Origin of the sequence: Pseudomonas sp. MYb2, from assembly GCF_002979955.1 — a bacterium.
Taxonomy (GTDB): domain Bacteria; phylum Pseudomonadota; class Gammaproteobacteria; order Pseudomonadales; family Pseudomonadaceae; genus Aquipseudomonas.
Map to the genome: position 1 here is coordinate 269457 of NZ_PCQC01000005.1, position 13645 is coordinate 283101.

A 13645-nucleotide genomic window follows, 5' to 3' on the forward strand; every position below is an offset into this window, starting at 1 on the left:
ACTTCCACTATGAGTGCTCTTTCAAAGGAATGGTGCGCGGGCGCTCCAGCCAGGCGCCTTCGCCGTCAGGAACGATTTCGACGACATCGACCTGGGTGGCGCTGATGGCGACGATGCGGCCATCGTTGCGCCCCAGGTAATCGCCGACTTTCAGCCGATGCACCCCGCCCGCCCCGCGCAACAGCGCAAAGGAGCCGGAAACATTGGAGATCGTGCCGACCATCTCGAACTGCTCGATATTGAAACCTTCGAGGTATTGCTTGACCCGGCTGGGGTCGGGTTTGACGTTGCGCGAGCCGTGCTGTCGCCCGGCCAGATCGGCGCGCACCTGCCGCGAGAACGGACTGCGCAGATTGGCAGCGCTGTAGGTGAATGTGGGGTAAGACCGGAATGTCGGGGTTGGTTCAATCTTGCCGGCCGGACGCAGGCGTACTTCATTCAGGTAGGCGTCGAGGTCACTGAAATCGCTACTGCCTCCACAACCGCTCAGCGCCAGCAAGGCCACCGACAGGGCGAAATAACGAGTCGGGGTCATTTTTGCAGCCCCTTGTCGTTATAGCGGTAGGTCTTGGCGAGGATGCTCATGCGCAGCTTCGACCCGCCCTCGGGGTTGGCCGGCGCCAGCTCGAAGTCATGCAGGGTGACGATGCGCGGCAGCCCTGCGACGCCACTGACGAAAGTCGCCAGGTCGTGATAGGCACCGGTAACGGTGATCTGGATCGGCAGCTCGATGTAAAACTGCTGAGTGACCTCCGGCAACAGTTTGATTTCTTCAAACTCCAGGCCGCTACCCAGACCGGTGCGGGTGATGTCCTCCAGCAGCCCCGGCACCTCGGTGTCGCTGGGCAACTGCCGCAACAACACGCCGAAGGAGTTTTCCATCTCCTTCATCTGCTGGGTGTACAGCTCGAGATTGGCCGACAGACGCGCTTTGCTGGCGAACTGTTCCTTGAGCGCGGCCTCTTCTTCCCGTTTGGTTTCGAGCTGGTTTTCCATGTCACTGATGAAAAAGTTATAGCCGAGACCCAATACCAGCACCATCAACAACGCCCCGGCGATGGCCTTCACGACGGCGGGCCAGGAACCGATGTTGCTGGAGTCGAGATCGTTGAAATCGATGTTGCGCAGGCTTTCAAGCCATTCGGACGGTTTCATTGATCGTCCTCCAGGCTCTTCGGCTGCGTCTGACGAACGGTCAACTGAAATGTACTGGATTGCTCCACCTGATCGGCTGTGATCGCTTTCACCTCATTCAGGCTCGGCGCATCGAACCAGTCAGAAGCATCCAGATTGCGCATCAGCTCGGAAACGCGATTGTTCGACTCCGCTGCGCCACTGATGGAAAGGGTTCTGCCGAGCATTTTCACCTGGGTGAAATACACGCCATCAGGCAGCGAGCGCGCCAGTTGATCGAAGATCCGCCCGCTGATCTGCCGGTTACCCTGCAAGTCCTGGATGATGCGCATGCGCTCGACCAATTGCTGGCGGCGCGCCTTGAGATCGCTGATCTGCTTGATCCGCTCATCGACCACGGCGATCTGCTTGCCAATGTATTCGTTGCGCGCCATTTGCCGATCAATGGCCGCGCTGATGATCTGATCGGCAATAAATACCGCACCCACCGACCCTACGACTACGCCGATCAGCGCCAGCAGGAAGCGTTTGCGCCGCTCCTCGCGACGCTCTTCGCGCCAGGGTAAAAGATTGATCCGCGCCATCAGTCGAAACTCCTGAGCGCGAGCCCGCAGGCAATCATCAGGGCTGGTGCATCACTGGCCAGTGCCCCGGCGTTGACCTTGCTGCTCAAGGCCATGTCGGTAAACGGATTGGCCACTTGGGTTGGCGTGTCCAGGCGCTGCTCGATCAAGCGGTCGAGCCCCGGCACCGACGCCGTGCCGCCGGCCAGCAGAATGTGGTCGACCGCGTTGTATTGGCCGGAAGCGAAGAAGAACTGCAGTGAACGTGATACCTGCTGCACCAGCGCCTCACGAAACGGCTGCAAGACCTCACTGACGTAATCGTCGGGCAGGCCACCCTGTTTTTTCGCCAGTCCGGCCTGCTCGACAGTCAGGCCATAGCGACGCTGGATTTCCTCGGTGAGCTGGCGACCGCCAAACAATTGCTCGCGGGTGTAGATGATCTTGCCGTTGTGCAGGACGCTAAGGGTGGTCATGGTGGCGCCGATGTCGACCACTGCCACGGTCAAGCGCTCCTGCGAGGCCGCCAACTGCTTCGCGAGCAGGCCGAACGAGCGCTCCAGCGCATAAGCCTCCACATCCACCACCCGCGCAGTCAGGCCGGCCAAGGCCAGGGCCGCTTCACGGACTTCGACGTTTTCCTTGCGACAGGCGGCCAGCAAAACGCTGACACGCTCGGGGTTGCGCGGCGACACGCCCTGGACTTCGAAATCGATGGCGACTTCGTCCAGCGGATAGGGAATGTATTGGTCGGCTTCGATCTTAAGCTGGTTTTCCAGCTCGTCATCGGACAGTCCGGCGTCCATTTCGATGATCTTGGTGATCACCGCAGAACCAGCCACCGCCACCGCCACGCTTTTCAGCCCGGTGCGTGCCTTGACCAGCACCCGACTGAGGGCTTGGCCAACGCCTTCGAGCTCGGCGATGTTTTTCTCGACCACGGCGTTCGCGGGCAATGGCTCCACCGCGTACGCCTCGACCCGGTAGCGATCACCCTGACGGCTCAGCTCCAGCAGCTTCACTGACGTGGAGCTGATGTCGATCCCCAGTAACGTATTGGTCTTTTTATTGAAGAGTCCCAGCACTACCAATTCCCTATGACTTTCCGTGAGTTACGGACTCTGTAATACGCATTGCGTTCCTTCCTCCCGTCTTGACAGAAGCGCAAATGACGCCTCCGACGGAAAAGTGCTTATAATGCCCAGCGTTTTTTTCCGCTTTTTACTGCCAGCGCGGACTGTTCTGTGTGTAGCCGGAACCCCGTCGCCAAATTCATTCTTTGCCCTGGATGTTCAAACGCCTTGATTCGTCTGCTGAAATTTTTCGGTTGGTCCATCGTCGCCGTTTTCTGCGGACTGCTTTTAGGTCTCAGCGGCGCGTTTCTTTACCTTAGTCCGGGTTTGCCGTCTGTGGAGGCGCTGAGAAGCATTCAGTTGCAGATTCCCCTGCGAGTCTATTCCAGCGACAACAAGTTGATCGCAGAATTTGGCGAAATGCGCCGTACACCGATCCGTTTCGCCGACATTCCACCCAATTTCATTAATGCGTTACTAAGTGCTGAAGACGACAATTTCGCCAACCACTATGGCGTTGATCCGAGCAGCCTGATGCGTGCCGCGACCCAATTGGTCAAAAGCGGACACATCCAGTCCGGCGGCAGCACCATCACCATGCAGGTGGCGAAGAACTTCTTCCTGACCAGCGAACGCAGCTTCTCGCGCAAAACCACCGAAATTCTCCTGGCCCTGCAGATCGAACGGCAGCTGACCAAGGATGAAATCCTTGAGCTGTATGTGAACAAGATCTATCTGGGCAACCGCGCCTACGGCATCGAGGCGGCGGCGCAGGTGTATTACGGCAAGTCGATCCGTGACATCAGCCTGGCGCAGATGGCGATGATCGCCGGCCTGCCGAAAGCACCGTCGCGCTTCAACCCGCTGGCCAACCCGGCGCGCAGTAAAGAACGTCGCGACTGGATCCTCGGGCGCATGTACAAGCTCGGCAAGATCACCGAAGCGGATTACACCGCCGCGATCAACGAACCACTGAACGCCAGCTATCACGTACCGACGCCGGAAGTGAACGCACCGTACATCGCCGAAATGGCCCGTGCCGAAATGGTCGGTCGCTATGGCAGCGAGGCTTACACCGAAGGTTTCCGCGTCACCACCACGGTGCCGAGCAATCTGCAGGAAATGGCCAACACCGCGCTGCACGAAGGCTTGATGACCTACGACCAGCGTCACGGCTACCGTGGGCCTGAGTCGCGTCTGCCGGGCAAAACCCGTGAAGCCTGGGCCAGCGAGCTGACCAAGCAACGCACCATCAGCAGCCTCGAGCCGGCCATCGTCATTCAGATCGACAAGAATGGCCTGCAAGTGCTGACCCGCACCGGCGAAGAGCACGTCGCCTGGGACACCATGAAATGGGCGCGGCCGTTCCTCAACACCAACAGCATGGGCGCCAACCCGCGTCAGCCGTCGGATGTTGCGCAGGTCGGCGACCTGGTTCGTGTGCAGCGCCAGAAAGACAACTCGCTGAAGTTCAGCCAGATTCCGCAGGCACAAGGCGCGCTGGTGTCGCTGGACCCGCAGAATGGTGCGATCCGCTCGCTGGTCGGCGGTTTTGCCTTCGAGCAGAGCAACTACAACCGCGCCATGCAGGCCAAGCGTCAGCCGGGCTCGAGCTTCAAGCCGTTCGTCTACAGCGCTGCGCTGGACAGCGGCTACACCGCCGCCACGCTGGTCAACGACGCGCCGATCGTGTTCGTCGACGAGTACCTGGACAAGGTCTGGCGCCCGAAGAACGACACCAACACCTTCCTCGGCCCTATCCGCTTGCGTGAGGCGCTGTACAAGTCGCGCAACCTGGTATCGATCCGCCTGCTGCAGGCGATGGGCGTGGGCAAGACCATCGACTACATCACCCGCTTCGGCTTCAACAAGCAGGACCTGCCGCCAAACCTGTCGCTGGCGCTCGGCACCGCAACGCTGACGCCGATGGAGATTGCGACCGGTTGGAGTACGTTCGCCAACGGCGGTTACAAGATCACCCCGTACATCATCGACAAGATCGAAAGCCGTAACGGTGACACGCTGTTCGTCGCCAACCCGCCGACCGTGCCTCAGGGCGGTTCGGCGACGGACGGTATTGCAGCGCCGGAGACTCAATCGTTCACGGTCAATGCCGCGCCGGTTCCGGGTGAAGCGCCGGGCAATGCTGCCGTAGCGCAAGCGCCGGCGGTGGCTGAGCGGATCGTCGATGGCCGCACTACCTACATCCTCAACAGCATGCTGCAGGACGTGATCAAGCTTGGCACCGGTCGTCGCGCATTGGCCATGGGCCGCAGCGACATCGCTGGCAAGACCGGCACGACCAACGAATCGAAAGACGCGTGGTTCTCCGGTTACAACGCCGATTACGTGACCACGGTGTGGACCGGTTTCGACCAGCCGGAAAGCCTCGGTCGCCGTGAGTTCGGCGGTACGGTGGCACTGCCGATCTGGATGAACTACATGTCGGCAGCGTTGAAGGACAAGCCGCCGCACGTGCAACCTGAGCCGGAAGGTTTGCTGAGCCTGCGCGTGGATCCGGTCAGTGGTCGTGCGGCGACGCCGAGCACGCCGGGTGCGTACTTTGAGCTGTTCAAGGCTGAGGATACGCCGCCGTCGGTGAATGAGCTGGGTAACGGCGCCGTGCCGGGCAGCCCGTTGCCGGCGGATGAGCAGGCACCGATCGATCTGTTCTGATCCAGCAGCATTGAAAAGCCCCGCCTTCGAGAGAAGTGCGGGGCTTTTTATTGCCTGAAGATCAAGAGCCCCTCACCCTAGCCCTCTACCGGAGGGAGAGGGGACTGATTGGGGGATGCTGGTGAGTGATGCCGACCTGAACGTGCTGTGTTGAATCCATAGGCGCTAACGCACTTTCAGGTCGGTGTATCTCGCGAATCTTCCACGGTCAATCCCCTCTCCCTCAGGGAGAGGGTTAGGGTGAGGGGGCTCTTGATCTTCAGGCAATAAAAAGCCCCGACTCTCACGAGCCGGGGCTTTCGGTTGAAGCGCTACAACGGCTTAGCCGTTGAACACGTCATCCACGCTTTTCAGCGGGTAGTTCTTCGGATACGGCAGGGTCGCTACACCGGTCTCGATCGCGGCTTTGGCCACAGCGTCGGAGATCAGGGTGATCAGACGCTTGTCCATTGGCTTCGGAATGATGTACTCACGGCCGAATTCCAGCGGCGCGCCACCGTAGGCATCGCACACGTCCTGAGGAACAGGCAGCTTGGCCAATTCACGCAGGGCGTTGGCTGCAGCCACTTTCATTTCTTCGTTGATGCGCTTGGCGCGAACGTCCAGGGCACCACGGAAGATGAACGGGAAGCCCAGTACGTTATTGACCTGGTTCGGGTAATCCGAACGACCGGTGGCCATGATCACGTCGCTACGGGTAGCGTGCGCCAGCTCCGGGGAGATTTCCGGATCCGGGTTCGAGCAAGCGAACACGATCGGGTTGGCCGCCATCGACAGCAGGCCTTCAGCGCTCAGCAGGTTCGGACCGGACAGACCGACGAACACGTCAGCGCCTGCCAGTGCGTCAGCCAGGCTGCGCTTCTCGGTAGCGTGGGCAAATACTGCTTTGTACTGGTTCAGGTCGTCACGGCCGGAGTGGATCACGCCGGTACGGTCAACCATGAAGATGTTTTCGATGCGTGCGCCCATGCTCACCAGCAATTTCATGCAGGAGATGGCGGCAGCGCCGGCGCCCAGGCAGACGATCTTGGCGTCTGGCAGGGTTTTACCAGCGATTTCCAGGGCGTTGATCATGCCGGCAGCGGTCACGATGGCGGTGCCGTGCTGGTCATCGTGGAATACCGGAATGTCGCATTGCTCGATAAGAGCACGTTCGATCTCAAAGCACTCTGGCGCCTTGATGTCTTCCAGGTTGATACCACCGAAGGTGATGGAGATGCGTTTTACGGTGTCGATGAAGGCTTGCGGGCTTTCGGAGTCGACTTCGATGTCGAACACGTCGATGCCGGCGAAGCGCTTGAACAGTACGCCTTTACCTTCCATCACTGGCTTGGACGCCAATGGGCCGAGGTTACCCAGACCGAGAATCGCGGTGCCATCGGAAATGACTGCAACCAGGTTGCCCTTGCCGGTGTATTTGTAGGCCAGTTCAGGATCGCGAGCGATCTCACGCACTGGTTCAGCTACGCCGGGGCTGTAGGCCAGCGACAAGTCGCGAGCGGTAGCAGTGGCCTTGGTGAGCTCGACACTCAGCTTCCCTGGACGAGGATTGGCATGATATTCGAGAGCGGCAGTTTTCAGATCAGACATTTTGGCATTCCGCTTTTTACTGTTGGACAGACTGGTCAGCGAGGATACGCGCCTCGCAAAGTCCCCACAAGACTGAGCGGTCACCCCTGTCAAGCGCCCTGCCCTACGACTTTGGGCCAAGAGCCACGGCGCACAAGGGCTGGACTGTTCACAATCGACAGAAAAAATGTCTACAATTTTTCTTCAGCGCGGCGTTTGCAACATTGAAGGATCCGTCAGCGGAAGCAACCAACGCGACTGACCGGATTGAAGCCCACCGCGCCGCGAGCGATCGACGATCCAGCCGCGCGCCTCGATTTGCTTGCCCTTCAGCGCCGGCCAGCGGGCATTGTCGAATTGTCCGACCAGATTGGGTGCAACGCGCAATACAAGCGAGTCATGCAACTCGATCGAGATTCCACCGCGATTGCGCTGAACCTTGCTCACACGCCCACTGACCACGGCGAAGCCCGAGTGCTGGATCTGCCCCGATTTCACTACAGGTGATTGCCGCCAGAGGCCTCGGCCTGCCTGCCGGGCGCTGCGTTCGGCGGCTTGCTGACAGGCGACCAGATCGACATTCGGTGCCACCGCGACCTGAAAACCCAGGCCATCGGCGAGCATTTGCGCCTCAAGATTGGCGCCGCTGGCACTGTAAATATGGGCGAGCGTACGCCCGTAATGGTCTTGGGCTTGCTTGCCTGGGCGCAAACCGACACGTCCGCCGCTGGCTTCGACCAAGGCTTGCAAACGTTGGCGCGCCGCCACTGCAAACGGTTCGTCGCTGCGGCCCTGCTTGCCCAGTTCAGGCGTATTGAGGCCGATCATGCGCACACTGCGGCCGTCGCCCAAGCGCAAGGTATCGCCATCGATCACGCGCTGCACCGTGACGCTGGTCAATCCAGCGGGCGCTGGGCAGAAGGCCTGCGCGCCGGACAGCCAGATCGCGGACACAAAAAAGGCGCCCACAAGGGACGCCTTTTTCATCAGACCGGAAAAGCCGTAGAGGTTTTCCAGAATGAGGAGCCTTAGGCTTTTTTGCCGAAAGCACCGAAACGGTCTGCGAACTTCTGCACACGGCCGCCGGTGTCCAGAGTCTTCTGCTTACCGGTGTAGAACGGGTGGCATTCGTTGCATACGTCGATCGCCAGAGGCTTGGCCAGGTTCGAACGGGTTTCGAACTTGTTGCCACAGCTGCAGGTAACTGCGGTGATTTCGTATGTTGGATGGATATCGGCTTTCATGGTGTCTTCCTCAGGCTGCGTGCCGCCATCCAACACTATTGTTGAATACCGCACGTAATTAGGCCGCGGATTCTACCAGACCTTTTCAATCACGCAAGCTGTCACCGAGACCGACCGTCTGCTAGGCTCCCGGCCCAATACGCGATTCCCTTGTAGGAGTGAGCCTGCTCGCGATCGCGGTGTGTCATTCAACATTTATGTCGTCTGATACCCCGCTATCGCGAGCAGGCTCACTCCTACAGGGTTATGTGCCTAGCCCTTGTGTTGATCGAGATCCCCCGCGTGCCCGACGCCATTCTGCGCCTCGCTTTGCCTTCGCCCCTGCGCCGCCTGTTCGACTATCGAGCGCCGGCTGGCGTGCTGCGCGAGCAATTGCAGCCGGGCATGCGCCTGCGGGTGCCGTTCGGCCGGCGCGAGATGATCGGGATTCTGGTCGAAGTCACGGACACCAGCGAAGTGCCGGCGGAAAAACTCAAACCGGCGCTGGCCCTGCTTGATGACACGCCGCCGCTGCCGCCCGCGCTGTTCAAGCTTTGCCTGTGGACGTCGCAGTATTACCAGCACAGCCTCGGCGACACCCTGAGCTGGGCGTTGCCGGTGCTGTTGCGCCAAGGCGAACTGGCCGAGGCCCGGCAAGAACGTTTCTGGTCAATCACCCCTGGCGCCAGCCTCGAAGATCCGCGCATCGCCCGCGCACCGCGCCAGCGCGAGGCATTGGCGACCCTGGCCCAGCACCCGCACGGCGTCGCCCATCAGTTGCTGAGCAAACTGATGTTGAGCAAAGACAGTCTCGATCTGCTGCTGGCCAAAGGTCTGGTGCAAGTGGAAATCCGCCGCCACGCGCCGGGCGTGCGCCACGAACACTGGCTGGCGCAACCGGAGCTGCCGCTCAATGGCGAACAACGTGCCGCGTATGAAGCGATCCGCGCCGGCTTCGACAGTTATCACGCGTTCCTGCTGGCCGGGGTTACTGGCAGCGGCAAGACCGAAGTTTATTTGCAGTTGATCCGCGAAACCCTCGCAGCGGGTAAACAGGCGCTGGTACTGATCCCGGAGATCAACCTCGGCCCGCAGACCCTGGCGCGCTTCGAGCAGCGTTTCAATGCGCGCATCGCCCTGCTGCACTCGGCGGTCAATGACCGCGAGCGCCTCGACGCCTGGCTCGCCGCCCGCGATGGCGAGGCCGACATTATTATCGGCACCCGCTCGGCACTGTTCACGCCGATGAAAAATCCCGGGCTGATCATCATCGATGAAGAGCACGACGGTTCTTACAAACAGCAGGAAGGCTTGCGCTATCACGCTCGCGATCTGGCGCTGGTACGTGCGCGGCAGGAAAACATCCCGATTGTGCTCGGTTCCGCCACGCCATCGCTGGAAAGCCTGCACAACGCCTACACCGGTCGTTATGGCCTACTACGCCTGAATGAGCGAGCGGGCGGCGCCAAACAACCGCGGTTCCTGCGCCTGGATGTCAAAAGTCGTCCGCTGGACAGTGGGATTTCCGGGCCGATGCAACAAGCCATCGGCCAGACCCTCGCCAACGGCCAGCAGGTGTTGGTATTCCTCAACCGTCGCGGCTTCGCGCCAACGTTGCTCTGCCACGACTGCGGCTGGATGTCCGAGTGCTCGCGCTGCGATGCGCGGATGACCGTGCACCAGCGTTACGGCGAGCTGCGCTGCCACCACTGCGGTTACGTCGAGCGCACGCCGCGCCAGTGCCCGAAGTGCAACAAGGTCGACTTGCGGCCCGTGGGCGCCGGCACCGAGCGCGCCGAAGAACGCTTGGCGATTCTGTTCCCGGACTATCCGGTGCTGCGCGTTGACCGCGACAGCACTTCGCGTAAAGACGCGATGAATCAGCTGTTCGCGACGATTCAGAAAGGCCAGCCGTGCATTCTGGTCGGCACGCAGATGCTGGCCAAGGGTCACCACTTTCCGCGGGTGACGCTGGTGTCGATCCTCGATGCTGACGGTGGCCTGTTCTCCGGCGACTTCCGCGCCAGCGAGCGCATGGCGCAGTTGATCGTGCAGGTGGCCGGGCGCGCCGGGCGTGCTGAGGAGCCGGGCAAGGTGATCATTCAGACGCACCTCGCCGACCATCCTTTATTGGTGCAGCTCACCGAACAAGGCTATTTCGCCTTTGCCGAGCAGGCTTTGAGCGAACGCCGGGCCGCCGGACTGCCACCGTTTGCGCATCTGGCGTTGTTGCGTGCCGAAGCACACAAACCGGGGCAAGCGGAAGGCTTTCTCGATGAGGCGTGTAGCGAAGCCGAGCGCTTGCTGGCTGAGCAGAATCTGAGCGGGATCGAATTGCTCGGGCCAGTGCCTGCGCCGATGGAGCGCCGTGCTGGCCGTTATCGCGCGCAACTTTTGTTGCAGGCGACGGCGCGGGCGCCGCTGCATCGGTTGCTGGCGAGCTGGTTGCTGGTACTGGAGCAGATGCCGAGCGGGCGGGCGGTGCGCTGGTCGCTGGATGTCGATCCCGTCGATTTGTATTGAAGATCAAAAGATCGCAGCCTTCGGCGGCTCCTACAGGAAAATGCGTATCCCCGTGTAGGAGCTGCCGAAGGCTGCGATCTTTTGATCTGAATGTCACCACATATCCATAAGCTGCCTGCTAAGGTTGGCAAGCCCGTCTTCGCAACGGATAATGCCCAGTTTTTCCACCCGCGCATCGATGCGCCCGCCGCGCTTGCGGTCGAAAGAGAAGACCATGAAAGACACCATTCGCCAGCTGATCCAACAAGCCCTCACCCAACTCGTCAACGAAGGTGTGTTGCCTGAAGGCCTGACGCCGGCGATCCAGGTGGAGAACGCCCGCGACAAGACCCACGGCGACTTCGCCAGCAACATCGCGATGATGCTGGCCAAGCCTGCCGGCATGAAGCCGCGTGATCTGGCGGAAAAAATCATCGCCGCGCTGCCGGCCGACGAAAACGTCACCAAGGCCGAAATCGCCGGCCCGGGCTTCATCAACTTCTTCCAGAACACTCAGGCTTTGGCCTCGCGCCTCGACGCTGCCTTGGCTGATACCCATGTTGGCGTGCGCAAGGCAGGTCCTGCACAACGCACCGTGGTCGACCTGTCGGCACCGAACCTGGCCAAAGAGATGCACGTTGGTCACTTGCGCTCGACCATCATCGGCGACGGCGTGGCCCGCGTCCTCGAATTCCTCGGCGACGAAGTGATCCGTCAGAACCACGTCGGCGACTGGGGTACTCAGTTCGGCATGCTGATGGCCTATCTGCAGGAAAACCCGATCACCAGCGACGAGCTGTCCGACCTGGAAAATTTCTACCGCGCCGCCAAGCAGCGCTTTGACGAATCCGCAGATTTTGCCGACCGCGCCCGTGGCCTGGTGGTCAAGCTGCAGGCCGGTGACGCCGAGTGCCTGGCGCTGTGGACCAAGTTCAAGGACATCTCGCTGTCGCACTGCCAGAAGATCTACGAACTGCTCAACGTCAAACTGACCATGGCCGACGTGATGGGCGAAAGTGCCTACAACGACGACCTGATCAACGTGGTCAACGATCTGAAAGCGGCCGGCATGCTGGTCGAGAGCAACGGCGCCCAGTGCGTGTTCCTCGACGAGTTCAAGAACGCCGACGGCGACCCGCTGCCGGTGATCATCGTCAAGGCTGACGGCGGTTACCTGTACGCCACCACTGACCTCGCTGCCGTGCGCTACCGCAGCGGCAAGTTGAAAGCCGATCGCGCGCTGTACTTCGTCGACCAGCGTCAGGCCCTGCACTTCCAGCAAGTGTTCGCCGTGGCGCGCAAGGCCGGTTTTGTGACCCATCCGATGGAGATGGAACACATGGGCTTCGGCACCATGAACGGCGCCGATGGCCGTCCGTTCAAGACCCGTGACGGCGGCACCGTGAAGCTGATCGATCTGCTGAACGAAGCGCAGGAACGCGCCTACAGCCTGGTGAAAGAGAAGAACCCGGAGCTGGCCGAAGACGAACTGCGCAACATCGCCAAAGTCGTCGGCATCGGCGCAGTGAAGTACGCCGACCTGTCGAAGCACCGCACCAGCGACTACAGCTTCAACTTCGACCTGATGCTGAATTTCGAAGGCAACACCGCGCCGTACCTGCTGTATGCCTACACCCGTGTGGCCGGTGTATTCCGCAAACTGGGCAAGGACTTCAGCGAAGTCGATGGCCAGATCGTGCTGGAAGCCGCACATGAGCAGGAGCTGGCGGCGAAACTGGCGCAGTTCGGCGAAGTGCTGAACAACGTGTCCGACAAAGGCACGCCGCACATTCTCTGCACTTATCTGTACGACGTTGCCGGTCTGTTCTCCAGCTTCTACGAGAACTGCCCGATCCTCGCTGCCGAAACCCCGGCCCAGATGCAGAGCCGTCTGCGCCTGGCCGCGCTGACCGGTCGCACCCTCAAGCAAGGCCTGGAGCTGTTGGGTCTGGAAACTCTGGAGCGTATGTAAGTTGGCTGCCAAGAAAAAACCTGCACCCAAGCGTGGCGCCAGCCGTTACCAAGCTCCTGCGAAGCAACCGATCCCGGGTTGGCTGTGGATGGCCATCGGCCTCACGGTCGGCGCGTTCATCGTGTTCCTGATGAAGCTCGAGCCGGGCAAGGGCAGCGACACGGTCAAGCGTGAGAAGGTCGAACAGGCACAACAGCAGAAAGCGTCGAAGATCGCCGAGGCCAACAAGACCCCGCCGAGCCCGACGCAACCGGTGAAGCCGAAGTACGACTTCTACACCCTGCTGCCGGAATCGGAAGTGATCGTGCCGCCGGACGCGGTGCCGGAGAAGACTTTGCCGACGCCACAAGTGCCGGCCATTCCGACCACGCCAGTGACACCGGCGGAAGCGGCGAAGATCGACACCGCGCGCGCACAGGCCGCACTGGCCGGGATTACCCCGCCGCCAGCGCCACCGGTGAGCAAAGCGGCGCCAGTAACCAAGTTCTTCTTGCAGGCCGGTTCGTTCCGCAAAGAAACCGATGCAGACAAGGTCCGCGCGCAGATCATTCTGCTCGGTCAGGCGGTGGCGGTTGAGTCGGGCACGGTGAAGGATGAAACCTGGTATCGCGTACTGGTCGGCCCGTTCAGCAACCGTGAACAACTGACCACCGCACAGAAACAACTGGCCGGTGCCGGCTTCAGCAACCTGTTGTTACAACAACGCCAGAGCCGCTGACCTGTGGCCGATCATTCCCACGCTCTGCGTGGGAATGCCTCAAGGGACGCTCTGCGTCCCAGCGGTTAAGGGACGCGGAGCGTCCCGGGCTGCATTCCCACGCAGAGCGTGGGAACGATCAATCAACCACCCGCCGTTCGTCCCTGCGCACTCTCCGCGGTTGAAATCCTCTCCAGCACCCCCATATGAATGGGCATAAGGCACTTTCGCCCCGC

At 60.9% G+C, this 13645-nt stretch carries 12 protein-coding genes; 4 read left to right on the forward strand and 8 right to left on the reverse strand.

Translation table 11 applies throughout. The features are described 5' to 3' along the window. Positions 1-7: 7 nt before the first annotated feature. From CQ009_RS10580 to CQ009_RS10595, 4 genes are read right to left on the reverse strand one after another with little or no spacing between them, the layout of a single operon-like run. Positions 8-535 carry a pilus assembly protein PilP gene (locus CQ009_RS10580; RefSeq protein ID WP_064388868.1) on the reverse strand — a complete coding sequence of 176 codons (528 nt, stop codon included), beginning with the start codon at positions 533-535 and terminating at the stop codon, positions 8-10. Continuing rightward, complete coding sequence (pilO, locus tag CQ009_RS10585; RefSeq protein ID WP_064388869.1) at positions 532-1155, reverse strand: type 4a pilus biogenesis protein PilO; 624 nt, start codon at positions 1153-1155, stop codon at positions 532-534. The genes CQ009_RS10580 and pilO overlap by 4 nt, the downstream gene beginning before the upstream one ends. After that, on the reverse strand, positions 1152-1718 hold the full coding sequence (locus tag CQ009_RS10590; protein WP_064388870.1) for a PilN domain-containing protein: 567 nt from the start codon (positions 1716-1718) through the stop codon (positions 1152-1154). Before CQ009_RS10590 ends, pilO begins: the two co-directional genes overlap by 4 nt. Continuing rightward, positions 1718-2782: a pilus assembly protein PilM gene (locus CQ009_RS10595; protein WP_064388871.1), complete on the reverse strand. Its 1065-nt coding sequence runs from the start codon at positions 2780-2782 to the stop codon at positions 1718-1720. Before CQ009_RS10595 ends, CQ009_RS10590 begins: the two co-directional genes overlap by 1 nt. Before the next feature lie 219 nt (positions 2783-3001). On the opposite strand from CQ009_RS10595, the gene CQ009_RS10600 reads away from it, so the two are divergent. Next, positions 3002-5446 carry a penicillin-binding protein 1A gene (locus CQ009_RS10600; RefSeq protein ID WP_371920136.1) on the forward strand — a complete coding sequence of 815 codons (2445 nt, stop codon included), beginning with the start codon at positions 3002-3004 and terminating at the stop codon, positions 5444-5446. A 321-nt stretch (positions 5447-5767) separates the two neighbouring features. Here the strand turns inward: CQ009_RS10600 and CQ009_RS10605 are convergent, their stop codons facing one another. From CQ009_RS10605 to rpmE, 3 genes are all read right to left on the reverse strand, one after another. Beyond that, positions 5768-7036, reverse strand: coding sequence for a malic enzyme-like NAD(P)-binding protein (locus CQ009_RS10605; RefSeq protein WP_064388873.1), 1269 nt, complete (start codon positions 7034-7036; stop codon positions 5768-5770). 183 nt (positions 7037-7219) lie between these two features. Continuing rightward, entirely contained in the window at positions 7220-8002 is a 783-nt protein-coding gene (locus CQ009_RS10610; RefSeq protein WP_105706025.1) for a thermonuclease family protein, read from the reverse strand. A gap of 41 nt (positions 8003-8043) precedes the next feature. Next, entirely contained in the window at positions 8044-8259 is a 216-nt protein-coding gene (rpmE, locus tag CQ009_RS10615; RefSeq protein ID WP_054595223.1) for a 50S ribosomal protein L31, read from the reverse strand. Positions 8260-8541: 282 nt separating this feature from the next. On the opposite strand from rpmE, the gene CQ009_RS10620 reads away from it, so the two are divergent. Beyond that, entirely contained in the window at positions 8542-10761 is a 2220-nt protein-coding gene (locus tag CQ009_RS10620; protein WP_105706179.1) for a primosomal protein N', read from the forward strand. A gap of 93 nt (positions 10762-10854) precedes the next feature. Here CQ009_RS10620 and CQ009_RS30180 read toward each other — a convergent pair whose 3' ends face one another. After that, positions 10855-10977 carry a hypothetical protein gene (locus CQ009_RS30180; protein ID WP_256579857.1) on the reverse strand — a complete coding sequence of 41 codons (123 nt, stop codon included), beginning with the start codon at positions 10975-10977 and terminating at the stop codon, positions 10855-10857. Between CQ009_RS30180 and argS the strand changes: the two genes are divergently transcribed. Both argS and CQ009_RS10630 read left to right on the forward strand, forming a co-directional pair. Next, positions 10976-12712, forward strand: a complete 1737-nt coding sequence (gene argS, locus CQ009_RS10625; protein WP_105706027.1) for an arginine--tRNA ligase — start codon at positions 10976-10978, stop codon at positions 12710-12712. The genes CQ009_RS30180 and argS overlap by 2 nt on opposite strands. Before the next feature lies 1 nt (position 12713). Next, on the forward strand, positions 12714-13430 hold the full coding sequence (locus CQ009_RS10630; RefSeq protein ID WP_007909385.1) for an SPOR domain-containing protein: 717 nt from the start codon (positions 12714-12716) through the stop codon (positions 13428-13430). The last annotated feature ends 215 nt before the right edge of the window (positions 13431-13645 follow it).